Genomic DNA, 26,604 nt, shown 5'->3' on the forward strand with positions numbered 1-26,604 from the left:
GTGCCAAAATAGCGATTGGCTATGTTACAATTGCACGCCATTTTTGACTGAAGATTGACTGGGCATGTTGGATCAGATTCGTATCGTGTTAGTAAACACTTCTCACACCGGCAACATGGGCTCTGCGGCGCGCGCCATGAAGACCATGGGCTTGAGCCAGATGGTGCTGGTTGATCCGCAAGCACAGCCCGATGACAACGCGTATGCGCTGGCCGCCGGTGCCAGCGATCTGCTGGCCAATGCCCGCATCGTGTCGACCCTGGATGAAGCCATTGCGGATTGTGGTTTGGTCATCGGTACCAGTGCCCGCTCCCGTACCCTGAGCTGGCCCATGCTCGACTCTCGCGAAGCGGGCGAGAAGCTGGTAACCGAGGGGATGCAGCATCCGGTGGCGCTGGTATTTGGCCGTGAACGCACCGGCCTGACCAATGACGAGCTGCAAAAGTGCCACTACCACGTGGCCATTCCGGCCAACCCAGAGTACAGCTCCCTCAACCTGGCCATGGCGGTGCAGACCCTCTGCTATGAGGTGCGAATGCACTGGTTGCAGCAGGAACAGGTCGGCGAGACCGACATGGCGGTGGGTTATCCCAGCGCCGAGCAGCTGGAAGGCTTCTATCAGCATCTGGAGCAGACGCTGCTCAAGACCGGCTTCATCGCCGATGATCACCCGGGACAGGTCATGAGCAAGCTGCGCCGCCTGTTCAATCGGGCTCGTCCGGAGGCGGTGGAACTCAATATCCTGCGCGGCATTCTGACCTCGGTACAAAAACCGAGACCGCAGGATTAAACCCGACTGGATTACTCAACCATATACTTGACTGATTTAGTCGGGTATGTGACCATATGCCCATATTGATTGGTTCGCAAAACGGTAAGGCATATGAGACTGACCTCAAAAGGACGTTACGCTGTGACTGCCATGCTCGACGTGGCGTTGCATGCAGAGCAGGGGCCCGTGCCCCTGGCTGATATTTCGGAGCGCCAGGGCATCTCCTTGTCCTATCTGGAGCAGCTGTTTGCCCGCCTGCGCAAGCATGGCCTGGTGAGCAGCGTGCGTGGCCCGGGCGGCGGTTATCGCCTCGGTCTGGCGCCGAATGCCATCTCGGTCGGTCAGGTGATCACCGCGGTCGACGAATCGGTGGATGCCACCAAGTGCCTCGGCAAGGGGGGCTGCCACGGCGGCACCCAGTGCCTCACTCACTCCCTGTGGCGTGACCTGAGCGAGCGGATCTCCAGCTTCCTGGGGGACATCACCCTGGCCGAGCTGGTTGATCAGGCCGATGTGCGCCGGATTGCCGGCAAGCAAGATGAACAAATGAAAACCGTGTTGTCCCTGGTAGATCGGGCAGAACGCGGCGATGTGAGCTTGAAAGTCCAACTATAAACAAACGTGCTTTCCACAGCTGGTCGATGTATGACCCTGGCTGTAACGGAGAAAAACATGAAACTGCCTATTTACCTTGATTATTCGGCAACCTGTCCGGTGGACCCGCGTGTCGCAGAAAAAATGATGCAGTGTCTCACCATGGATGGCCTGTTCGGCAATCCAGCTTCCCGTTCCCACCGCTTTGGCTGGCAAGCCGAAGAGGCGGTCGATCTGGCCCGTAATCAAGTGGCAGAGCTGATCGGTGCCGACCCGCGCGAGATCGTCTTCACCTCCGGTGCGACTGAATCCAACAACCTCGCCATCAAGGGCGTCGCCCATTTCTACGCCGGCAAGGGCAAGCACATCGTTACCTCCAAGACCGAACACAAGGCGGTACTGGATACCTGTCGCCAGCTGGAGCGCGAAGGCTATGAGGTAACCTACCTCGAGCCGATGCCCAATGGCCTGTTCACCCTGGAACAGATCGAAGGCGCCCTGCGTGATGACACCATCCTGGTCAGCATCATGCACGTCAACAACGAGATCGGCGTGGTGCAGAACATCGCCGCCATCGGCGAGTTGTGCCGCTCCCGCAAGATCTTGCTGCACGTGGATGCGGTACAGAGCGTGGGCAAGATCCCGGTCGACGTGGAAGCGCTCAAGGTTGACCTGCTCTCCATGTCCGCCCACAAGGTATACGGCCCGAAAGGCATTGGTGCCCTCTACGTGCGTCGCAAGCCGCGTGTGCGCCTGGAAGCCCAGATGCACGGTGGTGGCCATGAGCGCGGCATGCGTTCCGGCACCCTGCCGACTCACCAGATTGTCGGCATGGGCGAAGCCTTCCGCATCGCCAAGGAAGAGATGATGAGCGAAGGTCAGCGCATCATGGCCTTGCGTCAGCGTCTGTGGGACGGCATCAAGGATATCGAAGAGGTCTACATCAATGGTGACCTGGAACAGCGTGTGCCGGGCAACCTCAACGTCAGCTTCGCCTATGTGGAAGGGGAATCCCTCATCATGGCGCTGAAGGATCTGGCGGTCTCTTCCGGTTCTGCCTGTACCTCGGCCAGCCTGGAGCCCTCCTACGTGCTGCGTGCACTGGGCCTGAACGACGAGCTGGCGCACAGCTCCATCCGTTTCAGCATGGGCCGCTTTACCACCGAGGAAGAGATTGATTACGCAATCAAGCTTATCCGTGACTCCATCGGTCGTCTGCGCGAGATGTCTCCCCTGTGGGAGATGTACAAGGACGGCGTCGATCTGAACACGGTCGAATGGGCTCATCACTGATCCGCGGGATCGGTGTTTAACGGAATTAGCAGGAGTTAGATATGGCTTACAGTGAAAAAGTAATCGACCACTACGAGAACCCCCGTAACGTGGGCGGCTTCGACAAGAACGATCCCAGCATCGCCACCGGCATGGTCGGTGCACCGGCCTGTGGTGACGTGATGAAGCTGCAGCTGAAGATCAGCGACGACGGCATCATCGAAGATGCCAAGTTCAAGACCTACGGTTGTGGTTCCGCCATCGCCTCCAGCTCCCTGGTGACCGAGTGGGTCAAGGGCAAGACCCTGGATGAAGCGGCCGGTATCAAGAACACCGATATCGCCGAAGAGCTGGCGCTGCCACCGGTGAAGATTCACTGCTCCATTCTGGCCGAGGATGCCATCAAGGCCGCCATCGCCGATTACAAGCAGAAGAAAGGTCTCTAAGGTCAGGAGCGCAGTATGGCCATTACCATGACAGATGCCGCAGCGGCACGGGTTTCCTCGTTTCTGACCAACCGGGGCAAGGGCATCGGCCTGCGCCTCGGCGTCAAGACCACCGGCTGCTCGGGTCTTGCCTATGTGCTCGAGTTCGTCGATGAGCTGGCAGATGAAGATCAGGTATTCGAGCAGGGCGGGGTCAAGATCATCGTCGATGCCAAGAGTCTGATCCACCTGGATGGCACCGAACTGGATTTCGTCAAGGAGGGCCTCAACGAGGGCTTCCAGTTCAACAACCCCAACGCCAAGGGCGAGTGTGGTTGCGGCGAAAGCTTCAGTGTCTGAGATGTGTGCAACACATGATCGCTTGTCCGTTGAACTGGTCGGCCACGGCCGGTTCAACCATGCCGCTTCGCCCACCTGAGCGCGAGCGGCATGGGGGCAGCATCAGTGTCTAAGAGGTCTGCATGAATTATTTCGAGCTGTTTGGGCTGGTTGAAGGCTTCGAGCTCGATACCCGTCAGCTGGCAGAGACCTACCGCCAGCTGCAAACCCAGTTTCATCCCGATCGTTTTGCCACCGCCCCCGAGCGGGAGCAGCTGGCTGCGGTGCAACGTGCCGCCCAGATCAACGATGCCTTCACTACCCTCAAGGCGCCCCTGCGCCGAGCCGAGTACCTGCTCTCCCTGCGTGGCACCGAACTTCGTGGCGAGCAACAGACGTTGCAAGATACCGCGTTTCTGATGCAGCAACTGGAGTGGCGCGAGCGGCTGGCCGACCTGAAAGGGGAGACTGACCCTGAGTGTGCCATCAAGGATTTTCGCCAGGAGATCAGGCATGATCACCAGTTGTTGATGCAGCAGCTGACCCAGGCCCTCGCCACAGGTGAGGATCCGCGAGCGGCTGATTGTGTTCGCAAACTCAAGTTTGTCGACAAGCTCCTCGAGGAGCTGGAACGATTCGAAGACTCGCTGTTCGAGTCTTGATCCTTTAACGCTGGAAGTTTGATTACCCATGGCATTACTGCAAATCGCCGAGCCCGGCCAGAGCGCCGCACCTCATCAGCACAAACGTGCCGTTGGCATCGATCTTGGCACCACCAACTCGCTGGTCGCCGCCGTGCGCAGCGGTCAGGCCGATACCCTCTGCGACGAGCAGGGGCGTGATCTGCTGCCCTCCGTCGTGCATTACCAGGCTGACACCATCCGGGTCGGCGTCGATGCCAAGCGCGAGGCCGCCCTCGACCCGCACAACACCATCGTTTCCGCCAAGCGGATGATGGGCAAGGCGCTGGTTGACATCGATACCCGCCAGCAACCCTATCAATTCGTGGCGGCCGACAACGGCATGCCACAGTTACAGACCCGTCAAGGGCTGGTCAACCCGGTTCAGGTCTCGGCCGAGATCCTCAAGAAACTGGCCGAGCGGGGCGCTGCCGCCCTCGGTGGCGATCTCGACGGCGTGGTCATCACAGTGCCCGCCTATTTTGACGACGCCCAGCGCCAGGGCACCAAGGATGCAGCCCGCCTGGCCGGCCTGCACGTGCTGCGCCTGCTCAACGAACCGACCGCCGCTGCCATCGCCTATGGCCTCGACTCCGGCCAGGAAGGGGTGATCGCTGTTTATGACCTGGGCGGCGGTACCTTCGATATCTCCATCCTGCGCCTGCATCGCGGAGTGTTTGAAGTGATGGCCACCGGTGGCGATTCGGCCCTGGGCGGCGATGACTTCGATCACTTGCTGGCAGACTGGTTGAAAGAACAAGCCGGTTTGACTGGCGAGCTGGATGCCCGTCTGCAGCGCGAGCTGCTGGATGTGGCCGCCGCCGTCAAGCACGGTCTGACCGACGCCGACGCCGTTCCCTGCACCTTTGCCGGCTGGCAGGGCTCTGTGACCCGCAGCCAGTTTGACCAGCTGATCCAGCCGCTGGTCAAGCGCACCCTGCTGGCCTGCCGCCGCGCCCTGCGCGATGCGGGGCTCGAGCAGGAGGAGGTGCTGGACGTGGTGATGGTCGGTGGTTCGACCCGGGTGCCGCTGGTGCGCGAGCTGGTGGGCGAGTTCTTCCAGCGTCCCCCCTTGACCAGCATCGACCCCGACAAGGTGGTGGCCATCGGTGCCGCCATCCAGGCCGACATCCTGGTGGGCAACAAGCCTGACGCCGAGATGCTGCTGCTGGACGTCATTCCGCTCTCCCTGGGTCTTGAGACCATGGGCGGCCTCGCCGAGAAGGTGATCCCGCGCAATACCACTATTCCGGTGGCCCGCGCCCAGGAGTTCACCACCTTCAAGGATGGCCAGACCGCGATGGCGATCCACGTGGTGCAGGGCGAGCGCGAGCTGGTGGCCGATTGCCGATCCTTGGCCCGCTTCACCCTGACCGGCATTCCGCCCATGGCGGCCGGTGCCGCCCACATTCGCGTCACCTTCCAGGTGGATGCGGACGGTCTGCTGTCGGTCAGCGCCATGGAGAAATCCTCCGGCGTGCAGGCCGAGATCCAGGTCAAGCCCTCCTACGGACTGGGTGAGGATGACATCCTCAACATGCTGAGCGCCTCCATCGCCAACGCCCAGCAGGACATGGACGCTCGCATGCTGGCGGAGCAGCAGGTCGAGGCCGACCGTGTAGTCGAGAGCCTCAACGCCGCGCTGGCCGCCGATGGCGAGGCTTTATTGAGCCCCGCCGAGCGGGCCGAGCTGGATGCCGCCATCGCCCATCTGCTGACCATGCGCAGCACGGGCACCACCAACCAGATCAAAGAGGCCATCGAGGCGGCGGACGCTGCCAGTGGCGAATTTGCAGCCCGCCGGATGGATGCCTCCATCCGCAAGGTGCTGACCGGACAAAACGTCAACAAGGTGTAATATGCCAAAACTGATTATTCTGCCCCATCCCGAGCTCTGTCCGGACGGCGCGGCCCTCGAAGGTGCGACCGGTGAAACCATTCTGGACATCGCGCTGCGCAACGGCATCGAGATCGAGCACGCCTGCGAGAAGTCCTGCGCCTGCACCACCTGCCACTGCGTGGTGCGGGAAGGCTTCGACTCCCTCGAGCCGAGCGACGAGCTGGAAGACGACATGCTGGACAAGGCGTGGGGGCTGGAGCCGGAATCCCGTCTCAGCTGCCAGGCCAGACTGGCGGACGAGGATCTGGTGGTGGAACTGCCCAAGTACACCCTGAATCTGGCGTCTGAGCGCCACTGATGACCCCTTAATTACACATGAGTGAATTGCGCGTACAGCATCTCGTGGTGCAGTAATGATATGGTGAAGGCCGTGACCCTTGAGGGAGCGGCCTTTTTTGTGCCCGTGATTTCCCTATTCGTTGATGAAAGTGCCAATAAAAAGGAAGCAAGAGAACATGGCTGACATGATGAACGTACGGTTGTCTTCCCAGGCTGCCGCCGCCCACTGGGGCGAGGGTGCCCTGCTCAGTTTCAACGGCGACGAAGCCCATCTCCATCTGGGCAGCGGCCAGGAGAAGGAGGCGCTGCGCGCCATCCAGCGCGGTGCCAGACGCCTCGAGTCGAGCGGCATCAAGCGCGTCAAGCTGGTGGGTGAGGGGTGGAATGGGGAGCGTCGCTACGCCTTTGCCCAGGGCTTCTATGCCGCCAAGGGGGTTCGCGAGCTCGATTTCGGCGAGCAGAGCGATCAGGAGGCCGTCGAGCTGGCTGCCTTGCTCAAAGCGACCCGCTGGGTGCGCGAAGTGACCAACGGCTGCCCGCAGGAGATCTATCCCATGAGCCTGGCGGAATCCGCCCTGCTGCTCATCCGCAGTCTCGCCGGTGACAAGGTGACCGCCCGTATTACCGCCGGGGAGGCGCTGCAGGAGGCCGGTCATATCGGGATCTGGTCGGTGGGCTGCGGCAGCGAGCGCGAGCCGGTGCTGCTGGAGCTCGACTACAACCCGACCGGGGATGCCAATGCCCCCGTGCTGGCGGCGCTGGTGGGCAAGGGGATCACCTTCGATTCTGGCGGCTACTCCATGAAGTCCTCCGACAACATGCTGCCGATGAAGTCCGACATGGGCGGCGCCGCCATGGTGACCGGCGCGCTGGCGCTGGCCATCAGCCGCGGCCTGAACAAGCGGGTCAAACTCATCCTCTGCTGCGCCGAGAACCTGGTCTCCGGCCATGCCTTCAAGCTCGGTGACATCCTTACCTATCGCAACGGCATCTCGGTCGAGATCCAGAACACCGATGCGGAAGGCCGCCTGGTGCTGGCTGACGGCCTGCTGGCCGCGAGCGAAAGCGGGGCTGCCTATATCCTCGACGCCGCTACCCTGACCGGCGCCGCCAAGACCGCGCTGGGTCGCGACTACAACGCCGTGTTTGCCCTCGATGAGGCCGAGCAGGCACGTGCGCTGGCAGCCGCCAAAGCCGAAAACGAGCAGGCCTGGGCGCTGCCGCTGGAGCCCTGGCATGCGGGCCAGCTCACCTCCGCCTTTGCCGAGCTGGGCAACGTGGCGTCCGCCGAAGGCACCGCAGGTGCGACTACGGCGGCAGCTTTCCTGTCGCGCTTCGTGCGTGACGAAGGCAAGGGCTGGGTGCACCTGGATCTGGCAGCCTCCTATCAAAAATCGGGCAATGACCTGTGGGCGACCGGTGCCAAGGGCCACGGTCTGCGCACCATCGCTCGCTGGTTGCAGGAGGTGAGTGAATGAGAGTCTGGCTGAATCAAGCATTTGGTGAAGGCTTTGGACAATCGGCGAAAAGCGCCACGGCCTGCGTATTATCTGACACCCGCTGGCTGCAGGAGGTGAGTGCATGAACATCTGGTTGAGCCGAGAATTTGCCGCTCCCGAGTGGGGCGAGGGGGCGCTGCTCTCCCACCGCGCCGACGGCATGGTGATCCATCTGGTGACCGCCAGCCCCTTGCTGGATATCCAGCAGGCGGCACGGCGTCTGTGCAGTCAGGGGATCCAGCAGGTGGTGTTGGCCGGTCACTGGGAGCGTGAGCAGCAGTGGGCTTTCGCCCAAGGGCTGCAGACCCCCAAGGTGGAGGTCGAGCTGCAGTGGGCTACCTCGTCCGAGGAGGATCGGGAAGAGCTGGAGGCGCGCTGGCTGTGCGGGCGCTGGGTGCGGGAGATGACCAATGCCACGCCGGAACAGCTGGGGCCGCTGGAGCTGGCGGTTGAAGCTGCCGCCTTCATCACCGAGCTGGCGCCGGACCGGATCAGTCATCGCATCCTCAAGGGGGAAGCCTTGCAGCAGGCGGGCTGGGTCGGTCTCTATCAGGTCGGCCGTGGCAGCGAGCGCGAGCCCGTGCTGCTGGAGCTGGACTTCAATCCAGGTCGGGATCCCAAGGCCCCGGTGGCCGCGGCCCTGGTGGGCAAGGGCATCACCTTCGACTCCGGCGGCTACTCCATGAAGACCTCCCAGGGCATGCTGACCATGAAGCACGACATGGGCGGTGCCGCCATCGTCACCGGCGCCCTGGCGCTGGCCATTCTGCGCGGCCTCGACAAGCGGGTGAAGCTCATCCTCTGCTGCGCCGAGAACCTGGTCTCGGGTCATGCCTACAAGCTGGGCGACATCCTCACCTACAAGAACGGCACCACGGTGGAGATCGTCAACACCGACGCCGAGGGGCGGCTGGTGCTGGCCGACGGCCTGCAGCTGGCCGGGGATTCCGGTGCGCCGCTGGTCATCGACGCCGCGACCCTCACCGGGGCGGCGGTGATGGCGCTGGGGGGGCGTTACAATGCCCTGTTCGGACTGGACAAGGGGCTGGTGAGCCGCGCCATGGGCTATGCGGATGCCGAACAGGAACCCGCCTGGCCGCTGCCGCTGGAACCCTGGCATCGCCAGCAGTGCCCGTCCCACTATGCCGACACCGCCAACAGCCGGCCCGTGCCGGGCGGCGGTCCGGGGGGGGCCTCCAACGCGGCGGGCTTCCTCTCCCGCTTCGTTGCCAATGAGGGGCAGGGCTGGCTGCACGTCGATCTTGCCGCCTGTTTCAGTGAGAACGGCGACAACCTGTGGGCGCCGGGGGCCAACACCCTGGGGATGCGCACCATCGCCCACACCCTGCTGGCGGAGGTCCGCTGACCGGCAACGACAAGGGCACCTGCGGGTGCCCTTTCGACAGGGGGAGGCTGAGCAATAGCCTGGGTTTCAGGGAGTTAACATGACTATCGTGCACAAGCGCACATTTTTTCCTGCCAGCCTGGGCCAAGATGAGTGGTGATGTTGTTTTAGGGAAGAATTTGTTTAATAAAAAGTTGCTTTTCTGTGTGTTATTTCGCTTTTTGTTTACGTATAATCGCCGCCGAACATGGATTCTAACAATAAATCTCTGTAGTTAAGGAAAGATCTCAATGGCCATCGAACGTACCTTCTCCATCATCAAGCCGGATGCCGTCAGCAAGAACCTGATCGGTGCCATCTACAACCGTTTCGAGAGCGCTGGCCTGAAAGTCATCGCCGCCAAGATGCTGCACATGAGCAGCGAGCAAGCCGCCGGTTTCTATGCCGAGCACCAGGGCAAGCCTTTCTATGACGGCCTGGTCAGCTTCATGACCTCCGGCCCCGTCATGATCCAGGTGCTGGAAGGCGAAGAGGCCATCCGTCGCCACCGTGAAATCATGGGCGCCACCAACCCGAAAGAGGCCCTGGCCGGCACCCTGCGCGCCTGCTTCGCCGAGAGCATCGACCGCAACGCCGTGCACGGCTCCGATGCACCTGCCTCCGCTGCCCGTGAAATCGCCTACTTCTTCTCCGACGCCGAGATCTGCCCGCGCGGCTGATTTCTGTCGAAAGAACCCCAAGGGAGCCTCGGCTCCCTTTTGTTTTTTGGTCATTCGGTCAATATCCACTTATTCTCCAGGTGGAAAGCCGGACCCATAATTTGTACAATGCCGCCCCCTGACGTAGGTCAGCCGATAATTTATGAAGTGTGTGAGCTGAGGCCCTTGATGAGCGAAACAAAAACCAACCTGCTGGATCTTGATCGGGATGCCATGCGCGCCTTCTTCGTCGAACTGGGCGAGAAGCCGTTTCGGGCAGATCAGGTGATGAAGTGGATCTATCACTTTGGTTGTGATGATTTCGATCAGATGAACAACGTCAACAAGGTGCTGCGCGAGCGCCTCAAGGCGATCGCCGAGATCCGGGCGCCGGAAGTGAGCCGCGAACAGCGCTCCTCCGACGGCACCATCAAGTGGGCGCTGCAGGTCGGCGGCCAGGAAGTGGAGACCGTCTACATTCCGGAAGAGGATCGGGCGACTCTGTGCGTCTCCTCCCAGGTAGGCTGTGCCCTGGAGTGCAAGTTCTGCTCTACCGCCCAGCAAGGCTTCAACCGCAACCTGAAAGTCTCCGAGATCATCGGCCAGGTATGGCGCGCCGCCAAGATCGTCGGCGGCAAGCGTCCCATCACCAACGTGGTGATGATGGGGATGGGCGAGCCGCTGCTCAACCTCGCCAACGTGGTGCCGGCCATGCGCCTGATGATGGACGACTTCGGCTACGGCATCTCCAAGCGCCGGGTGACCATCTCCACCTCCGGCGTGGTACCGGCACTGGACATGCTGGGCGACCAGATTGACGTGGCCCTGGCTATCTCCCTGCACGCGCCCAACGACAAGCTGCGCTCCGAGATCATGCCGATCAACGACAAGTACAACATCGAGGAGTTCCTCGCCGGTGTCCGTCGCTACCTCGGCAAGTCCAACGCCAACGGCGGCCGGGTGACCGTGGAATATGTGCTGCTCGATCATATCAATGACGACATGCAGCACGCCCACGAGCTGGCCAAGGTGCTCAAGGATACCCCGAGCAAGATCAACCTGATCCCGTTCAACCCCTTCCCGGGCAACCCCTACGGCAAGCCGAGCAACAGCCGTATCGACCGTTTTTCCAAGGTATTGATGGAATATGGCTTCACTGTCATTGTCCGCAAGACCCGTGGCGACGACATCGATGCAGCCTGCGGCCAGCTGGTGGGGGAGGTGATCGATCGCACCAAGCGCACCATGAAAAATCGGATGCAACAGGATGGGATTTCCGTCAAAATGGTTTAACTTGCTAAGCCATTGTATAGTCAGGGAATGGATACACGTACATTGATCGTAGTGGCAGCGCTCTGCGCGCTGCCAGGCTGTGTTACCGAGACCACTTACGCTGGCCAGAATTCCACCCAGCGTGAAGTGGGTCCCGATCTCAAGGCGGCAGCCCAGACCCGTCTGGATTTGGGTATTCAATATCTGCAACAGGGCAATGCCGAGCAGGCCAAGTTCAACCTTGACCGTGCGCTGCAGTATGACCCTGCCAACCCTCAGGTTTACGTCGGTTTTGCCTACTTCTACCAGCAGGTGGAAGATTTCAAGGCGGCCGAAGAGAGCTACAAGAAAGCCCTTGCCATGGATCCGTCCAATGCTGACGCGATGAACAACTATGGCGCCTTCCTTTGCAATCGTGGTCGCTTCGACGAGGCGGAAAAGGCCTTCCTGCAGGCCGTCAGCCAGCCCAACTACATCAAGATTGCCGATACCTATGAAAACGCGGCACTTTGCGCCGCGCAAAATCGCAGAAATGATAAAGCAAGCGAGTACTATCGCTTGGCCTTGGGGTATAATCCCCGCAATCCAAGGTTATTGCTGGACATGGCGGAGCTTTCCATGAAAGATGGCAAGCTGCCTGATGTGCAGGCCTATCTCGCCCGTTTTGCCGATGTGTCAGACGAGAACGAGAACAGTCTCTGGTTGAGATTGCGGCTGGCGCAGGCCATGGACAAACCGGCACTACTTCACCAATTCGGGACTGAGCTGGTAAGGCAATATCCCACTTCGCAACAAGCCAAGCGTTACTTAGCCAATGACTACTGAACAGCCACACGATTTTCAAGACGACTCCCAGGCAGTTGGCCCAGGCCAGCTGCTGCGCAACGCCCGTGAACAGCTCGGCTGGACACGAGAACAGGTTGCGTCTCGCATTCACCTTCGTCTGGCCCTGATTGCCGCGATCGAATCGGATACGTATGACAAGCATACGTCCCATACCTTCATTCGGGGTTATCTGCGTACTTATGCCAAGCTGGTCGGTATCCCGGAAGAGACCATCCTCGCGGCTTATGACAAGCTGGGGCTGACTCCCCCCGACAACATCGACATGCAGAGCTTCTCTCGTCGCTCCCGTCAGCAGGCCAACGACAGCCGCCTCAAGGTTGTCACCTGGCTGGTGATCCTGGTGCTGATCGCGCTCTCCGTCGCCTGGTGGTGGCAGAGCACGGCCCGTCGCTCCGCCGGTGACGAGGCCCTGGCCGCGACTGAAATGGGCGCAACCAGCAACACCCCGAGCGCCACCGTGCCGCCAGCGGTGGACGTGGCTGACCCTGTGGTTGCTCCGGCAATTTCCGCTGCGGCCGCGACCTCGGTTGACCCCGTGGCGAGCGCCGCCGCGACCACGCTGCCGGTCGATGCCAGCAGCGCCGTGGCGACCACGGCTGTTGCGAGCTCTGCCGCCACTGCCACGCAACCGGCTGCCGACACCGCCGCGAGCGAGCCGGCCAAGGTGCCCCAGCTGAAGATGAGCTTCACCGCCGACTGCTGGCTGGATGTCAAGGATGCCAAGGGCAAGACCCTGTTCAGCGGCCTCAAGAAGGCCAATGACGAACTGGTACTGGAAGGACCCGAGCCGCTCAAATTCATCATTGGTGCGCCCATGGCCGTCAATATCGAATATCAGGGCAAGTCCATCGACATGAGCCGTTACAACAACGGCCGGACTGCTCGCCTCTCACTGCCGCAGGAGTAATCTGTCCGCCATGTCCGCTCACGAATCTCCCATCATTCGTCGTAAATCCAGGCAGATCATGGTCGGTAATGTACCGGTTGGGGGCGATGCCCCCATCACGGTGCAGACCATGACCAACACCAAGACCACGGACGTGGCCGCCACCGTCGAGCAGATCCAGCGGATCGAGCGGGTTGGCGCCGACATCGTGCGGGTCTCGGTGCCCACCATGGAAGCGGCGGAAGCCTTCAAGCTCATCAAGCAGCAGACCCGCATTCCCATCGTCGCCGATATCCACTTCGACTACCGCATCGCCCTGAAAGTGGCCGAATACGGTGCCGATTGCCTGCGCATCAACCCGGGCAACATCGGCAACGAGGAGCGGGTCCGCGCCGTGGTCGACTGCGCCCGTCACTACAACATCCCGATCCGCATCGGCGTCAACGGCGGCTCGCTGGAGAAAGACATTCAGGAGAAGTACGGTGAACCGACCCCGGAGGCGCTGCTCGAGTCAGCCATGCGCCACGTGGACTATCTGGATCGCCTGAACTTCGACAACTTCAAGGTGAGCGTCAAGGCGTCCGACGTCTTCCTGGCAGTCGGCGCCTATCGCCTGCTGGCCAAACAGATTGAACAGCCGCTGCATTTGGGCATCACCGAAGCGGGCGGTTTTCGCGCCGGCGCGGTGAAGTCCGCCATCGGTCTTGGCATGCTGCTGAGCGAAGGCATCGGCGACACCCTGCGGATCTCGCTGGCGGCCGATCCGGTGGAAGAGATCAAGGTGGGTTTCGACATCCTGAAATCCCTGCGCATCCGTTCCCGCGGCATCAACTTCATCGCCTGTCCCTCCTGCTCCCGCCAGGAGTTCGACGTCATCGGCACGGTCAACGCCCTGGAAGAGCGGCTGGAAGACATCATCACCCCGATGGATGTATCCATCATCGGTTGCGTGGTGAATGGTCCTGGCGAGGCGCTGGTCTCGGATCTGGGTCTGGCGGGTGCGGCCAACAAGAGTGCCTTCTACGAGGGTGGTCAGCGGGTGGACCGGCTCGACAACAAGGATCTCATCCCGACCCTGGAGCGCCGCATCCGCGCACGGGCCGCCATGCTGGATCCGGCCAACCAGATCCAGGTGGACGAGGGTTGAGCAACCAAGGGCCACTCAGGGTGGCCCTGTCTTTAGGTTGCTGATTTTACATCCCGCATTGGAATACCCTGATTTTACCTCGGGGTCGAAAATCCCTATAATGCGGCCAAATTTTACCTCTTTTTCTCGAGTATCAACGTGGCAAAACAGATCCAAGCTATTCGCGGTATGAATGATTGCCTGCCGGAGCAGAGCCCGGTATGGCAGAAAGTAGAACAGATCCTGCGCCAGGTCGTGGCCAGCTATGGCTACAGCGAAGTGCGCATGCCGATTGTCGAGCAGACCCATCTGTTCAAGCGCGCCATCGGTGAAGTGACCGACGTGGTCGAAAAAGAGATGTACACCTTTGAAGACCGCAACGGCGACAGCCTGAGTCTGCGCCCGGAAGGCACCGCCAGCTGCGTGCGTGCCGGCATCGAGCACGGTCTGCTTTACAACCAGGAACGCCGGATGTGGTACATGGGCCCCATGTTCCGTCACGAGCGTCCCCAGAAGGGCCGCTATCGCCAGTTCCACCAGTTCGGGGTCGAGTTGTTCGGCATCAACGGGCCGGACATCGATGCCGAGCTCATCATGCTGACCCACCGCCTGTGGCGTCTGTTCGGCATCAGCGAACACGTGACCCTGCAGCTCAACACCCTCGGTCAGAGCAGCGAACGCGCCGCCTACCGCGATGCGCTGGTGGCCTACCTGGAGCAGTACAAGGATCAGCTGGACGAAGAGAGCCAGCGCCGCATGTACAGCAACCCGCTGCGGGTGCTGGACTCCAAGGACGAGAAGGTACAAGCCATTCTGGTGGGTGCCCCGCGCCTGTTCGATCACCTGGGTGAAGAGAGCCTGGCCCACTTCGAGGGGCTCAAGCGCCTGCTCGAATCCGCCGGCATCCAGTACGAAGTGAACGAGCGGCTGGTGCGCGGCCTCGACTACTACAACCTCACCGTGTTCGAGTGGGTCACCAACAGTCTGGGCGCTCAGGGCACCGTCTGTGCCGGTGGTCGCTACGACGGTCTGGTGGAGCAGCTCGGTGGTCAGCCGACGCCGGCTGTGGGTTTCGCCATGGGCATGGAGCGACTGGTGCTGATGCTCGAGACCCTCGAGCTCAACGGCGATATCCGGCCGGCGGTGGATGTCTACCTGGCCATGGTGGGCGAGGGCACTGAACAGGCCGGTTTCCAGCTGGCCGAGCGGCTGCGCGATGCCCTGCCTGACTTGCGCCTGATGAGCCACTGCGGCGGCGGCAACTTCAAGAAACAACTCAAGCGTGCCGACAAGAGCGGCGCGGCCATTGCCCTGATCCTTGGCGAGACCGAGGTGCAAAACGGGGAGATCACCATCAAATATCTGCGTGGCCAGGCCGAGCAACAGACCGTCACGGTCGACGCCGCCATTGCCCTGCTGGCAGCCAAAGGAGAGTAAGCTGTGGAAGTTTATACCACCGAAGAACAACAGGTTGAGGTCATCAAGAGCTGGTGGAAAGAGAACGGAACCTCGGTGATCGCAGGAACTGTTATCGGTCTGGTTGGACTCTTTGGCTGGCGCTACTACAACGAGCATCAGCAGACCAGCCAGGAGACCGCCTCCCAGGCTTACAACGAGATGGCCGCCCAGCTGGCCAAGGGTGATGCCGCCGGCTTCGAGCAGGCGCAAAGCTTCATCAGCGCCCACAAGGGTGACTCCTATGCCGAACTGGCTGCCTTGCAGCTGGCCGCCGCCGCCGTCAAGGCCGGCAAGCTGGATCTGGCTGCCGAGCAGCTGACCCAGGTGGCCACCAGCGGTGACGAGAGCATCCGTCCCATCGCTGCCCTGCGTCTGGCCCGGGTTCTGAACGATCAGGGCAAGGCTGACGAGGCGCTGGCCCAGCTTGGCAAGATCAACAACGATGCCTTCAAGGCCCAGGTCGCGGAAGTGCGCGGCGACGTGCTGCTCAAGCAGGGCAAGGCCGAAGAGGCGCGCGATGCCTATCAGGCGGCGGCCGATGCCGGCGGCCTGCAGGGCAGCGCCGAGCTCAAGCTGAAAATGGACGATCTGGCGTTGCCAGCGGTGACCACGGGTGAGGCTCCGGATGCGTAATCTGTTCAAGATGGTGGTGTTGGGGGCTGCGGTCTCCTTCGCCCTGCAGGGGTGCTCCCTGTTCAGTTCGGAAGAGGATCTCAACCCGATGGCGCCGTTGCCCAAGGTCGAGTCCGCTTTCACGGCCGATACCAGCTGGTCCTCCTCGGTGGGTGACGGCATCGGCGACTTCTACTCCCAGCTCAAGCCGGTGGTGGAAGAGGAGCGCATCTATGCCGCCGCTCGCGATGGCGACGTGACCGCCTTTGACCGCGAAAGCGGCAAGGAGCTGTGGAGCGTGGAGCTGGCTGACTTGCCGATCAACGCCGACAAGCGCAGCGCCCGTCTCTCCGGTGGCCTGGTATCCCGTTACGGCAAGCTGTTCCTGGGTTCCGAGAACGGGGTGGTCTACGCCCTGAACCAGGAGAACGGCGAAGTGCTGTGGCAGACTTCGGTGCCGGGTGAAGTGGTGGCGAGCCCTGCCGTCGAAGATGGTCGGGTGGTGGTGCTGACCACCTCGGGTCGTCTGGTGGCGCTCGATACCGATGAAGGCAAGCTGCAGTGGACCCTGGCGGAAGAACAGCCGCCGTTGACCCTGCGCAGCGCCGGCGCCCCCATCATCACCAACGGTGCCGTGCTGTACGGCCGCGCCGATGGCAAGGTGGGCATCGCCCTGCTCAGCAATGGTCAGCCGGTGCGCCAGTCCAAGGTCGCCGACCCGCGCGGTGCCACCGAACTGGATCGGATGGTCGACGTGGACGCCACCCCGCTGATCGCCGGCGATGAGCTCTATGCCATCGCCTATAATGGCCAGCTGATGGCGCGCAAGCTGATGACCGGTGACGAGGTATGGAAGCGCAAGTATTCCGGCTACCGCGACATGGCGGTGACCGGCAATGCCATCGTGCTGACCGACAGCCGCAGCCACCTGTTTGCGGTCGACCGTCGCAATGGTCTCGAGCTGTGGTCCAATACCCAGCTGGAAAACCGCACCGTGACCGCCCCCGTCATCCTGGGTGACTATGTGGTGGTCGGCGATGTGGAAGGTTACCTGTATTGGCTGGATCGTACCGACGGTACCATCAAGGCCATGCAGCAGCTCGACAGCAGTGGTCTGTACGCCGCCCCTCTGGTGGATGGTGACACCCTGTATGTGCAGAGCCGTGGCGGCAAGTTGTACGCTATCAAGCGTCCCTGATCGCCCGTCAATCTGAATATCCGGCTCCTGGTCTTCGGACCCGGAGCCTTTGTCGTCTTGAGAATGAGGCTTTTATGACTCCTGTAGTAGCCCTGGTGGGCCGCCCCAACGTGGGGAAATCCACCCTGTTTAACCGCCTGACCCGTACCCGGGATGCCCTGGTGGCTGACTTCCCCGGTCTGACCCGGGACCGCAAGTACGGCCAGGCGAAGTTGGGCGAGCTGGAATTTATCGTGGTGGATACCGGCGGTATCGATGGCACCGAAGAGGGGATCGAGCTGAAGATGGCCGAACAGTCCCTGCTGGCCATCGAAGAGGCCGACGTGGTGCTGTTCATGGTGGATGCCCGTGCCGGTTTGACCGCGGCGGATCAGGCCATCGCCGAGCACCTGCGCAAGACCCACAAGAAGGTGTTTCTGGTGGCCAACAAGACCGACGGCATCGACGGTGATTCCGCCGTGTCCGAGTTCTACGGTCTGGCCCTGGGCGAGGTCTACCAGATGGCGGCCGCCCACGGTCGTGGCGTACTGAGCCTGCTGGAGCTGGCGCTGGCCCCCCATCTGGAGACCCTGGTCGACGCCGCCACACAAGAAACCGCGCAGGATGAGGAAGAAGAGGACTTCGACGAAGAAGCCCTGCTGCGCATGGTGGCTGCCGGTGAACTGGACACCAAGGAAGACACCAAGGAGACGCCGTTCGCTGACCTGCCCATCAAGTTTGCCATCGTCGGTCGCCCCAACGTCGGCAAATCCACCCTGACCAACCGCATGCTGGGTGAAGATCGAGTCATCGTCTATGACATGCCGGGGACTACCCGCGACTCCGTCTACATCCCGATGGAGCGTGACGAGCAGAAGTACGTCATCATCGACACCGCCGGCGTGCGTCGTCGCGGCAAGGTGCACGAGACGGTGGAGAAGTTCTCCGTCATCAAGACCCTCAAGGCGATTGAAGATGCCAACGTCTGCCTGCTGGTGATCGACGCCCAGGAGACCATCACCGATCAGGACTTGAGCATCCTCGGTTTCGTGCTCAACACCGGCCGCTCCGTGGTACTGGTGGTGAACAAGTGGGATGGTCTGGATCAGAAGGTGAAAGAGGACGTCAAGAACGAGCTCGATCGTCGTCTGGGCTTCATCGACTTCGCCCGCGTGCACTTCATCTCCGCCCTGCACGGCAGCGGGGTTGGCCACCTGTTCGAATCCATTCAGGAGGCCTACCAGTCTGCCACCCGCCGTACCAGCACCGCCATGCTGACCCGCATCATGCAGATGGCGCAGGAAGACCACCAGCCGCCGATGGTGAACGGTCGTCGGGTCAAGCTCAAATATGCCCACGCCGGTGGCTACAACCCGCCGCGCATCGTGATCCACGGCAACCAGCTCAATGACTTGCCGGATTCCTACAAGCGCTACCTCATCAACTACTTCCGCAAGTCGCTGAAGATCATGGGGACGCCGGTCCGGGTCGAGTTCCAGGAGTCGGCCAACCCGTTCGAGGGCAAGAAAAATACCCTGACCCTGAGCCAGGAGCGTCAACGCAAGCGCCTGCTCAAGGCCAAAGCCAAGAAATAAGGCCCAGCGGCTGCCCTCACCGGCAGCCGTTTTTTCTGGGGCCAGGGGAGGGGAATGTGCAGTGGGTGGGCCCACTGCACATTCACTTTGCAAGGAGCCAACCATGAGCCACCTTCACTGCCCTGCCTGTCAGGGCGAGCTGGACAGTCGCAGCCGCGAGACCACCTGTAACCAGTGCCAGGCCCGTTTCCAGATCCGGGCCCTCTGCCCGACCTGCCGGCAGGAGCTGGAGCGGCTCAAGGCCTGCGGCGCGGTGGATTACTTCTGCAATCACTGCAACAGCCTGGTATCGAAGCGGGCAGTGGTCTTTGAGGTGAGCCCGCTGGCGGGGAATTGAGGCGATAAAAAACCCGGCGATTGCCGGGTTTATGCTGTGTGTTCTGCTATCAGCAAGGTGAAGGAGCGGTTTCGCCGCCATATCTTGCGTTTGATGTCATTGAGCTTGAGTTTGCGTCTGGGGCTCCAGCCGCACTTTGCTTTTCTGACCAGTGTCGTTCTTCTGCGAGCTCGCATCTTGGTCTCCTCCCATTGGGTGGCCATCCCGGCCTTGGGTGATGATGGGAGCCTATCTGAAAGTGCTGTCATCCCGAGTGCAAGTGGATGAAATAGCGCGATAAAAACAATTTCGGATAGGCTCCGGTATGGTCGGATGGTAACAGAGAAACCACCCGAAAAACAAACCTGTCAACAAGGGATCAGCGCAGGGTGATCTGCTTGACCACTTCGGCGATGACGGTGGGGCGCTCGGCACTGGGCGGCTCGCTGCTGTCGTCATCGTCCAGCTCTTCACGGCGGTGGGCTTTCTGCTGCTCGTTGTCGAGCCAGAGCAGGCTCTGGTAGTACTGGCGCACGTTGTTGACGTAGTTGCGCGCCTCGCCGCCACGGGCATAGCCGTAGCGTACCTTGCGATGCCAGCGCGACTGCTGCAGCAGCGGCAGCACCTCTTTCACATCGCTCCAGGCATCGGGATTCTTGCCGAGCTCCTTGGTCAGGCGGCGGGCATCCATCATGTGGCCGTAACCGATGTTGTAGGCGGTAAGGGCAAACCACACCTTCTCATCATCGGGTACCGAAGCCGGCACCTTCTCCATCATCTGCTCCAGATAACGGGCGCCGCCCTTGATGCTCTCCTCCGGGTGCAGCCGGTTGTTGACCCCCATCGCCTTGGCGGTGGGCTCGGTCAGCATCATCATGCCGCGCACCCCGGTGTAGGAGCGCGCCTCCGGATCCCAGTGGGATTCCTGATAGCTGATGGCGGCCAGCAGGCGCCAGTCCACCACGTTGGCGTGGGTCTTGAACAGATCCTGATACTTGGGCAGCAGGCTCTTGGCCCGCTGCAGGAAGGTGCGGGTGTCGACGAAGTCGAAATTCTGCACGTGACCGAAGTACTTCTCGTCGAGCTTGGCGATGGCGCCGTCCATGAAGCGCTGGCCGAAGAAGTCGATGATGCTGGCGTAGAGGCTGTCGTCCGGCAGCTTGGTCATGGCCCAGGCCACGGTCTGGTTCTTGGCCAGGGTCATCCCCTCGGTGAGCTCGGGGTAGTAGCGCTGGGTGCGGGCCAGCACGGTATCCTGCACCACCGTGTAGTCAATCTTGCCGTCGGCCACCTGCTTGAGCAGCTCCTCCACGTCGGCATCCCGATTGGTGCTCCACTTCAGGTTGGGGTACTGCTTGGCGAGCTCCTTGAGCAGATCTTCGCCGGTGGAACCGGCCGGCACCACTATGTTGCCCTTGAGATCGCCGATGTCCTTGGGCTTGGGAGAGCCGTTGCGATAGACCAGCTTGGGGGAGACCTGGTAGAAGCCGGGGCCGAAGCGAAACAGCTGGCGCCGCTCCGGGGTGACCACGATGGCGGCGGCAGCCAGATCCAGCTTGCCCTTTCTCAGCAGTTCCACCAGCTCGGCGGTGGAGTAGACCGGCACTATGGTCAGCTTGACCCCCAGCCAGTCGGCATAACTCTGCGCCAGCTCGTAATCGAACCCCTGGGCGGTGTCGTCACGCTGGTAATAAGAGGTGGGGCCGTAGATGGTGCCAACCCGGATCTCGCCTCGCTGGCGGATCTGCTCCAGCTGGCTGGAGGGGGTGTAGAAGTCGCAACCGACCAGGGTCAGCAGCAACGTCAGCCCGATAAACAGTCGAAAAATGCAGCGCAAGTAGGTGAGTACCCTTGTTGAAAAAATCGGCATTTGTCAAAAAAGAGGCACCTTTATACCAGAGAGTGTGCACCGAGTCACACTGGGAAAAACAAGAAAAACGTTTGTCCGGCATGGGCCTGATCCCTATAATACGCGCGTCTCAATTCCCCCCCACTTCAACACTTGGTGAGAAAGGTCATATGGATATCTTGCGTGGTGCCCCCGCACTGTCTGAGTTTCGTGTCCAAAAACTGCTGCAACGCTTCGCGCAGATGAAACAGGAGAGAGGAGTAGAGATAGAGGATGTCTATGCCGAATACGTGCACTTTGCCGAGCTCTCGAGCCCGTTGTCGCCCCCGGAGCGAGCGACCTTGGGCCAGCTCCTGCGCTACGGCCCGACCATCCCCGAACACACCCCCAGCGGTCAGCTGTTTCTCGTTACCCCCCGCCCCGGCACTATCTCCCCCTGGTCTTCCAAAGCAACCGACATCGCCCACAACTGCGGCCTGAATCAGGTCAAGCGGCTCGAACGTGGTATTGCCTATTACGTGCAGGCTAAGGGTGAGCTGAGCGCCGCCCAGCGTGCCGACGTGGCCGCCGTGCTGCACGATCGCATGATGGAGACGGTGTTTGGCGAGATGAACGAGGCCGCCGCCCTGTTTGCCCATCACGAGCCGCGCCCCTTCACCCAGGTGGATGTGCTGGGCGGTGGTCGCGCCGCGCTGGCCGAGGCCAACGTGGCGCTCGGTCTGGCACTGGCCGACGACGAGATTGACTACCTGGTGGAGAACTTCCAGCGTCTGGGCCGCAACCCCAACGACATCGAGCTCTACATGTTTGCCCAGGCGAACTCCGAGCACTGCCGCCACAAGATCTTCAACGCCGACTGGACCATCGACGGTGAGCAGCAGCCCAAGTCGCTGTTCAAAATGATCAAGAACACCTTCGAGCAGACGCCGGATCATGTCCTGTCTGCCTATAAAGACAACGCCGCGGTGATGGAAGGGAGCCAGGGTGGCCGCTTCTTCCCGAGCCCCGCCAGCGGCGAGTATCACTATCATCAGGAACGCGTCGACATCCTGATGAAGGTGGAGACCCACAACCACCCGACTGCCATCTCCCCGTTCCCGGGCGCCGCCACCGGCTCCGGCGGCGAAATTCGCGATGAGGGTGCCACCGGTCGCGGTGCCAAGCCCAAGGCGGGTCTGGTGGGCTTCTCGGTCTCCAACCTGCGCATCCCCGGCTTCGAGCAGCCCTGGGAGCAGGATTTCGGCAAGCCGAGCCGCATCGTCAGTGCGTTTGACATCATGCAGGAGGGGCCACTCGGCGGCGCCGCCTTCAACAACGAGTTCGGCCGTCCGGCCATTCTCGGCTACTTCCGTACCTTCGAAGAGCAGGTGCCGAGCCACAACGGCGTCGAGGTGCGCGGCTACCACAAGCCCATCATGCTGGCGGGCGGTATCGGTAACATCCGCAGCGAGCACGTCCAGAAAGGGGAGATCCCTGTGGGGGCTGCCCTCATCGTGCTGGGCGGCCCGGCCATGAACATCGGTCTGGGTGGCGGCGCCGCATCAAGCATGGCCTCCGGCCAGTCGGCAGAAGATCTCGACTTTGCCTCGGTGCAGCGCGACAACCCCGAGATGGAGCGCCGTTGCCAGGAGGTGATCGATCGCTGCTGGCAGCTGGGTGACGACAACCCCATCGTCTTCATCCACGACGTGGGTGCCGGTGGCCTCTCCAACGCCATGCCGGAGCTGGTGAGCGACGGCGATCGCGGCGGTCGTTTCGACTTGCGCGCCATCCCGAACGACGAGCCGGGCATGAGCCCGCTCGAGATCTGGTGCAACGAATCCCAGGAGCGCTACGTACTGGCGGTGGCCAAGGAGAAGCTGCCGCTGTTCAAGGCGCTGTGCGAGCGCGAGCGCGCCCCCTATGCCGTCATCGGCAGCGCCACCGAAGAGAAGCATCTCACTCTCTCGGATGAGCACTTTGACAACCACCCCATCGATCTGCCGCTGGACGTGCTGCTGGGCAAGACTCCCAAGATGCACCGCGAGGTTGCAAGCCTGCCGGCGCAGGGCAAGCCGCTGATGCTCGATGGCATCACCTTGGGTGAAGCTGCTGAGCGGGTGCTGCGTCTGCCCACCGTGGCGGAGAAGTCCTTCCTCATCACCATCGGCGATCGCAGCGTAACGGGCCTCGTCAACCGCGACCAGATGGTCGGCCCCTGGCAGATCCCGGTGGCTGACTGCGCCGTCACCGCAGCCACCTACGACAGCTACCATGGCGAAGCCATGTCCATGGGCGAGCGCACCCCGGTGGCGCTGCTCTCCCACGCCGCCTCCGCTCGCATGGCGGTGGCGGAAGCGCTCACCAACCTGGCGCCGGCCCACATCGGCTCGCTCAAGCGGGTCAAGCTCTCCGCCAACTGGATGGCCGCTGCCGGTCACCCGGGCGAAGATGCCGGCCTCTATGAGGCGGTCAAGGCGGTGGGCGAGGAGCTCTGCCCGGCCCTTGGCATCACCATCCCGGTGGGCAAGGACTCCATGTCCATGAAGACCCGCTGGCAGCAGGATGGCAAGGAGCACAGCGTCACCTCGCCGCTCTCCCTGCTCATCTCGGCCTTTGCCCGGGTGGAGGACGTGCGCAATACCGTCACGCCACAGCTGCGAACCGATCTCGGTGAGACTGACCTTATCCTCATCGACCTTGGCAACGGCAAGCAGCGCCTCGGTGCGTCCGCCCTGGCCCAGGTCTATCGCCAGCTGGGTGACAAGGCGCCGGATCTGGACAACCCGGTCCAGCTCAAGGGCTTCTTCAACGCCATCCAGGCGCTGGTGAGCGATCGCAAACTCGTCGCCTACCACGACCGCTCCGACGGCGGCCTGTTTGTCACCCTGGTGGAGATGGCCTTCGCTGGCCACTGCGGCCTCGACCTGCAGCTGGATCGCATCGGTGGCGAGCTGCTGCCGGCCCTGTTCAACGAGGAGCTGGGCGCCGTCATCCAGGTGCGTCGTGAAGATAAAGAAGCGGTGATGACCCTGCTGGCCGGTCACGGTCTGGCGGCTTGCTCCCACGTGCTCGGCACGGTGCGCGAGGGGGATCTCATCACCCTGCAGCGGGCCGGTCAGGAGGTCTACCGCGCCAGCCGTACCGCCCTGCGTACCATCTGGGGCGAGACCAGCTGGCAGATGCAGCGCCTGCGCGACAACCCGGAGTGCGCGGATCAGGAGCATGCCGCCCGTCAGGACGCAGCCGATCCGGGCCTGCAGGCCAAGCTCTGCTTCAACCCGGCCGAGGATGTGGCTGCTCCTTACATTGCCCGCGGGGTCTCCCCCCGTCTGGCGGTGCTGCGCGAGCAGGGGGTCAACTCCCACGTGGAGATGGCGGCGGCGTTTGACCGCGCCGGCTTTGCGGCGGTGGACGTGCACATGAGCGACATCCTCGAGGGGCGCATCAAGCTGGATGCGTTCCAGAGCTTGGTAGCCTGTGGCGGCTTCTCCTACGGCGATGTGCTGGGGGCGGGCGAAGGCTGGGCCAAGTCCATCCTGTTCAACGATGGTGCTCGCGAGCAGTTCCAGCGCTTCTTCGAGCGCGGCGACACCCTCTCCCTGGGTGTGTGCAACGGTTGCCAGATGATGTCCAACCTGCGCGAGCTGATCCCGGGTGCCGATCTGTGGCCACGCTTCGTGCGCAACCGCTCCGAGCGCTTCGAGGCCCGCTTCAGCCTGGTGGAAGTGCAGGACTCCCCGTCGGCCTTCTTCGCCGGCATGGCAGGCTCGGTGATGCCTATCGCCGTCTCCCACGGGGAAGGGCGAGTGGAGGTGCGCGATGCCGCTCACCTGGCTGCGCTGCAACAGAGCGGACTGGTGGGGCTGCGTTTCGTCGACAACCGCGGTCAGGTGACCGAGCAGTACCCGGCCAACCCGAACGGCGCTCCGGCGGGTATCACTGCCGTCACCACCACAGATGGCCGTGCCACCATCATGATGCCGCACCCGGAGCGGGTGTTCCGCACCGTGGCCAACTCCTGGCACCCGGACAACTGGGGCGAGGATGGCGCCTGGATGCGGATGTTCCGCAACGCCCGGGTACGTCTGGGTTAAGCGCGCATCGCAAACAAAAAACCGGCCCCTGTGGCCGGTTTTTTTATGGCGGCTTGCCCGTTAGAACTGGCCGTGACCCAGCTCATGGGGGGTGAAATCCCCGCGATCGAGGATGCGCAGGCAGGCATCCACTACCGCTGCATCCAGCTTGCTGCCACGCAGTTCGATGATGTGGGCCCTGGCCTGGGGAATGCCGAGGGCGGCGCGGTAGGGACGATCGGAGGACATGGACTCCACGATGTCGGCCACCGTGAGGATGCGGGCCTCCAGCAGGATCTGCTCGCCCTTGAGCCCCGCCGGGTAGCCGGAGCCGTCGATGAACTCGTGGTGCTGGTGGATCATCTGGGCGACGGGCCAGGGCAGGGCGATGTCCTTGAGCACCTGATAGCCAGCGCCCGGATGCTCCTTGACCAGGTTGAACTCCTGCGGGGTCAGCCGGCCCGGTTTGGTGAGGATATCGAGTGGCACCTGGATCTTGCCGATGTCGTGCACCATGGCCCCCAGATAGAGCCCCCGCAGCCGCTTCTCGTCCAGCTTCAGCTCGCGGCCGATGGCCAGCGCCAGGGTGGCGACATGCTTCTGGTGGCCGGCGGTGTAAGGATCGCGTTGCTCCAGCACGGCGGCAATGGCACCGAGGGCATCTTCCAGCGCCAGCTCCAGCTGGCGGGCGTGCAGCACCTTGTCGCGCTGGGCTGTGAGATAGGCCTGCTGGGTCGCGCGGGCCTGCAGGCCGTAGGCAAGGTAGTCCGCCAGCTGGCTGAAGAGGTGCACCTCTTCGTCGGTGAACGGGCGGGCCTGTTCACTGTGAATGAGCAGGCCGCCATGCCCGCCGGCGTGCCACTGCAGCGGCAGCAGCAGACGGGCGCGCAGGGTGGCCGAGTGGTGTACCAGCGCGCTGGCCAGGGCTTCGTTGCACGGCGTCCCGGTGCCGATGGCCTGATGCAGGGCGGGATCCCGGGTTAGCCAGTCGTCGCTGGCAAACCAGACCGCGTTGCCCGCCTGCGCCAGCACCTGCAGCGTGTGCTGGTCACTGTTTTCCTGCAGCACGGTGACCAGGGGAAAGCGGCCGTCGAAGGTGATGGCGTCGCAGATCTCCTGCAACAGGGTCTGCTCATCATCCTGCTTGAGCATGGCGTGGTGGGCGCGGCCGATGGCCTCCAGGGTCCAGGTGTATTGTTGCAACCGCTCCTGCTGCTGTTTCTTCTCGGTGATGTCGTCGAAGAAGACACCGACCCCGACCACCTGGCCCAGCTCGTCGTGCAGAGGAAACTTGGTGGTGCTGAGCCAGCGGGCCTCGCCCCCCTTCAGATAGGGCTCTTCATGGCGCTGGGTGGTGCCGCTGGCCATGACCTTCAGATCGTCATCCCGGTAGCGCTTGGCCAGTTCGGCCGGGAAGAAGTCGGCATCGCACTTGCCGACCAGTTCGGCCGGGGTGAGGGCGAGATCGTCTGCCAGCAGCCGGTTGCAGGCGATGAAGACGGAGCGGGTGTCTTTGAGCAGCACCCGGTAGGGCAGCTGATCCATCACCTGGCCAAGCAGGGCGGCCGTGGGCAGCGGGGGAAAGGGCGATGCGGGTCTTGAGCTCATT

23 protein-coding genes are annotated in these 26,604 nt (G+C 62.3%); 21 read left to right on the forward strand and 2 right to left on the reverse strand.

Annotated elements, in window-relative coordinates; translation table 11 throughout:
- The first annotated feature begins 64 nt into the window (after positions 1-64).
- The 20 genes from trmJ to PG881_RS16655 all read left to right on the forward strand — a co-directional run bounded on the left by trmJ (position 65) and on the right by PG881_RS16655 (position 19,112).
- A complete protein-coding gene (gene trmJ / locus PG881_RS16560) occupies positions 65-790 on the forward strand; it encodes a tRNA (cytosine(32)/uridine(32)-2'-O)-methyltransferase TrmJ (protein ID WP_270801423.1) in 726 nt (241 codons plus the stop codon).
- A 93-nt stretch (positions 791-883) separates the two neighbouring features.
- Entirely contained in the window at positions 884-1,387 is a 504-nt protein-coding gene (gene iscR, locus PG881_RS16565; RefSeq protein ID WP_011705634.1) for a Fe-S cluster assembly transcriptional regulator IscR, read from the forward strand.
- A 57-nt stretch (positions 1,388-1,444) separates the two neighbouring features.
- Positions 1,445-2,659 carry an IscS subfamily cysteine desulfurase gene (locus PG881_RS16570; protein ID WP_270801426.1) on the forward strand — a complete coding sequence of 405 codons (1,215 nt, stop codon included), beginning with the start codon at positions 1,445-1,447 and terminating at the stop codon, positions 2,657-2,659.
- 41 nt (positions 2,660-2,700) lie between these two features.
- Entirely contained in the window at positions 2,701-3,084 is a 384-nt protein-coding gene (iscU, locus tag PG881_RS16575) for a Fe-S cluster assembly scaffold IscU (protein ID WP_005299770.1), read from the forward strand.
- Between the two features lie 15 nt (positions 3,085-3,099).
- On the forward strand, positions 3,100-3,423 hold the full coding sequence (gene iscA / locus PG881_RS16580; RefSeq protein WP_270801429.1) for an iron-sulfur cluster assembly protein IscA: 324 nt from the start codon (positions 3,100-3,102) through the stop codon (positions 3,421-3,423).
- A 122-nt stretch (positions 3,424-3,545) separates the two neighbouring features.
- Positions 3,546-4,064: a co-chaperone HscB gene (gene hscB, locus PG881_RS16585; protein WP_270801432.1), complete on the forward strand. Its 519-nt coding sequence runs from the start codon at positions 3,546-3,548 to the stop codon at positions 4,062-4,064.
- 28 nt (positions 4,065-4,092) lie between these two features.
- Positions 4,093-5,940: a Fe-S protein assembly chaperone HscA gene (gene hscA, locus PG881_RS16590; protein ID WP_270801435.1), complete on the forward strand. Its 1,848-nt coding sequence runs from the start codon at positions 4,093-4,095 to the stop codon at positions 5,938-5,940.
- A 1-nt stretch (position 5,941) separates the two neighbouring features.
- Entirely contained in the window at positions 5,942-6,280 is a 339-nt protein-coding gene (fdx, locus tag PG881_RS16595; protein ID WP_005299781.1) for an ISC system 2Fe-2S type ferredoxin, read from the forward strand.
- A gap of 157 nt (positions 6,281-6,437) precedes the next feature.
- On the forward strand, positions 6,438-7,739 hold the full coding sequence (gene pepB, locus PG881_RS16600) for an aminopeptidase PepB (protein ID WP_270801437.1): 1,302 nt from the start codon (positions 6,438-6,440) through the stop codon (positions 7,737-7,739).
- Positions 7,740-7,842: 103 nt separating this feature from the next.
- The gene (pepB, locus tag PG881_RS16605) at positions 7,843-9,126 is read left to right on the forward strand and encodes an aminopeptidase PepB (protein ID WP_039214901.1); all 1,284 of its coding nucleotides are present in this window, start codon (positions 7,843-7,845) and stop codon (positions 9,124-9,126) included.
- Positions 9,127-9,395: 269 nt separating this feature from the next.
- A complete protein-coding gene (gene ndk, locus PG881_RS16610; RefSeq protein ID WP_011705641.1) occupies positions 9,396-9,824 on the forward strand; it encodes a nucleoside-diphosphate kinase in 429 nt (142 codons plus the stop codon).
- Between the two features lie 168 nt (positions 9,825-9,992).
- Positions 9,993-11,096: a bifunctional tRNA (adenosine(37)-C2)-methyltransferase TrmG/ribosomal RNA large subunit methyltransferase RlmN gene (locus tag PG881_RS16615; RefSeq protein ID WP_011705642.1), complete on the forward strand. Its 1,104-nt coding sequence runs from the start codon at positions 9,993-9,995 to the stop codon at positions 11,094-11,096.
- 12 nt (positions 11,097-11,108) lie between these two features.
- Positions 11,109-11,900 carry a PilW family type IVa pilus biogenesis/stability lipoprotein TapF gene (gene tapF, locus PG881_RS16620; protein ID WP_011705643.1) on the forward strand — a complete coding sequence of 264 codons (792 nt, stop codon included), beginning with the start codon at positions 11,109-11,111 and terminating at the stop codon, positions 11,898-11,900.
- Positions 11,890-12,828 (forward strand): RodZ domain-containing protein, encoded by a 939-nt coding sequence (locus tag PG881_RS16625; RefSeq protein WP_270801442.1) that lies wholly within the window; start codon positions 11,890-11,892, stop codon positions 12,826-12,828. Before tapF ends, PG881_RS16625 begins: the two co-directional genes overlap by 11 nt.
- A 10-nt stretch (positions 12,829-12,838) precedes the next feature.
- On the forward strand, positions 12,839-13,954 hold the full coding sequence (gene ispG, locus PG881_RS16630; RefSeq protein WP_016350405.1) for a flavodoxin-dependent (E)-4-hydroxy-3-methylbut-2-enyl-diphosphate synthase: 1,116 nt from the start codon (positions 12,839-12,841) through the stop codon (positions 13,952-13,954).
- A 138-nt stretch (positions 13,955-14,092) separates the two neighbouring features.
- A complete protein-coding gene (hisS, locus tag PG881_RS16635) occupies positions 14,093-15,370 on the forward strand; it encodes a histidine--tRNA ligase (protein WP_011705646.1) in 1,278 nt (425 codons plus the stop codon).
- A 3-nt stretch (positions 15,371-15,373) separates the two neighbouring features.
- Positions 15,374-16,024 (forward strand): YfgM family protein, encoded by a 651-nt coding sequence (locus PG881_RS16640; protein WP_016350407.1) that lies wholly within the window; start codon positions 15,374-15,376, stop codon positions 16,022-16,024.
- Positions 16,017-17,201, forward strand: coding sequence for an outer membrane protein assembly factor BamB (gene bamB, locus PG881_RS16645; protein WP_270801447.1), 1,185 nt, complete (start codon positions 16,017-16,019; stop codon positions 17,199-17,201). The genes PG881_RS16640 and bamB overlap by 8 nt, the downstream gene beginning before the upstream one ends.
- Positions 17,202-17,275: 74 nt before the next feature.
- Positions 17,276-18,775, forward strand: a complete 1,500-nt coding sequence (gene der / locus PG881_RS16650) for a ribosome biogenesis GTPase Der (protein ID WP_011705649.1) — start codon at positions 17,276-17,278, stop codon at positions 18,773-18,775.
- Between the two features lie 103 nt (positions 18,776-18,878).
- A complete protein-coding gene (locus tag PG881_RS16655; protein WP_270801450.1) occupies positions 18,879-19,112 on the forward strand; it encodes a zinc ribbon domain-containing protein in 234 nt (77 codons plus the stop codon).
- A gap of 358 nt (positions 19,113-19,470) precedes the next feature.
- Here PG881_RS16655 and mltF read toward each other — a convergent pair whose 3' ends face one another.
- Positions 19,471-20,961, reverse strand: coding sequence for a membrane-bound lytic murein transglycosylase MltF (mltF, locus tag PG881_RS16660; protein ID WP_011705651.1), 1,491 nt, complete (start codon positions 20,959-20,961; stop codon positions 19,471-19,473).
- Between the two features lie 149 nt (positions 20,962-21,110).
- Here mltF and purL point away from each other — a divergent pair, with 149 nt between their 5' ends.
- Positions 21,111-25,016: a phosphoribosylformylglycinamidine synthase gene (purL, locus tag PG881_RS16665; protein WP_270801453.1), complete on the forward strand. Its 3,906-nt coding sequence runs from the start codon at positions 21,111-21,113 to the stop codon at positions 25,014-25,016.
- A gap of 60 nt (positions 25,017-25,076) precedes the next feature.
- Here purL and PG881_RS16670 read toward each other — a convergent pair whose 3' ends face one another.
- Positions 25,077-26,603 carry an HD domain-containing phosphohydrolase gene (locus PG881_RS16670; RefSeq protein ID WP_270801456.1) on the reverse strand — a complete coding sequence of 509 codons (1,527 nt, stop codon included), beginning with the start codon at positions 26,601-26,603 and terminating at the stop codon, positions 25,077-25,079.
- Position 26,604 lies beyond the last annotated feature (1 nt).

Origin of the sequence: Aeromonas sp. QDB54 (assembly GCF_027707385.1) — a bacterium.
Lineage (GTDB): Bacteria > Pseudomonadota > Gammaproteobacteria > Enterobacterales > Aeromonadaceae > Aeromonas > Aeromonas hydrophila.

What these genes read in the sequence shown, in the direction of transcription:
- iscU (WP_005299770.1), top strand. Translation starts at nt 2,701, where the DNA reads ATGGCTTACAGTGAAAAAGTAATCGACCACTACGAGAACCCCCGTAAC.
- iscA (WP_270801429.1), top strand. Translation starts at nt 3,100, where the DNA reads ATGGCCATTACCATGACAGATGCCGCAGCGGCACGGGTTTCCTCGTTT.
- bamB (WP_270801447.1), top strand. Translation starts at nt 16,017, where the DNA reads ATGCGTAATCTGTTCAAGATGGTGGTGTTGGGGGCTGCGGTCTCCTTC.
- iscR (WP_011705634.1), top strand. Translation starts at nt 884, where the DNA reads ATGAGACTGACCTCAAAAGGACGTTACGCTGTGACTGCCATGCTCGAC.
- purL (WP_270801453.1), top strand. Translation starts at nt 21,111, where the DNA reads ATGGATATCTTGCGTGGTGCCCCCGCACTGTCTGAGTTTCGTGTCCAA.
- ispG (WP_016350405.1), top strand. Translation starts at nt 12,839, where the DNA reads ATGTCCGCTCACGAATCTCCCATCATTCGTCGTAAATCCAGGCAGATC.
- hscB (WP_270801432.1), top strand. Translation starts at nt 3,546, where the DNA reads ATGAATTATTTCGAGCTGTTTGGGCTGGTTGAAGGCTTCGAGCTCGAT.
- der (WP_011705649.1), top strand. Translation starts at nt 17,276, where the DNA reads ATGACTCCTGTAGTAGCCCTGGTGGGCCGCCCCAACGTGGGGAAATCC.
- PG881_RS16615 (WP_011705642.1), top strand. Translation starts at nt 9,993, where the DNA reads ATGAGCGAAACAAAAACCAACCTGCTGGATCTTGATCGGGATGCCATG.
- pepB (WP_039214901.1), top strand. Translation starts at nt 7,843, where the DNA reads ATGAACATCTGGTTGAGCCGAGAATTTGCCGCTCCCGAGTGGGGCGAG.
- pepB (WP_270801437.1), top strand. Translation starts at nt 6,438, where the DNA reads ATGGCTGACATGATGAACGTACGGTTGTCTTCCCAGGCTGCCGCCGCC.
- hscA (WP_270801435.1), top strand. Translation starts at nt 4,093, where the DNA reads ATGGCATTACTGCAAATCGCCGAGCCCGGCCAGAGCGCCGCACCTCAT.
- PG881_RS16625 (WP_270801442.1), top strand. Translation starts at nt 11,890, where the DNA reads ATGACTACTGAACAGCCACACGATTTTCAAGACGACTCCCAGGCAGTT.
- PG881_RS16655 (WP_270801450.1), top strand. Translation starts at nt 18,879, where the DNA reads ATGAGCCACCTTCACTGCCCTGCCTGTCAGGGCGAGCTGGACAGTCGC.
- mltF (WP_011705651.1), bottom strand. Translation starts at nt 20,961, where the DNA reads ATGCCGATTTTTTCAACAAGGGTACTCACCTACTTGCGCTGCATTTTT.
- PG881_RS16570 (WP_270801426.1), top strand. Translation starts at nt 1,445, where the DNA reads ATGAAACTGCCTATTTACCTTGATTATTCGGCAACCTGTCCGGTGGAC.
- trmJ (WP_270801423.1), top strand. Translation starts at nt 65, where the DNA reads ATGTTGGATCAGATTCGTATCGTGTTAGTAAACACTTCTCACACCGGC.
- ndk (WP_011705641.1), top strand. Translation starts at nt 9,396, where the DNA reads ATGGCCATCGAACGTACCTTCTCCATCATCAAGCCGGATGCCGTCAGC.
- fdx (WP_005299781.1), top strand. Translation starts at nt 5,942, where the DNA reads ATGCCAAAACTGATTATTCTGCCCCATCCCGAGCTCTGTCCGGACGGC.
- PG881_RS16670 (WP_270801456.1), bottom strand. Translation starts at nt 26,603, where the DNA reads ATGAGCTCAAGACCCGCATCGCCCTTTCCCCCGCTGCCCACGGCCGCC.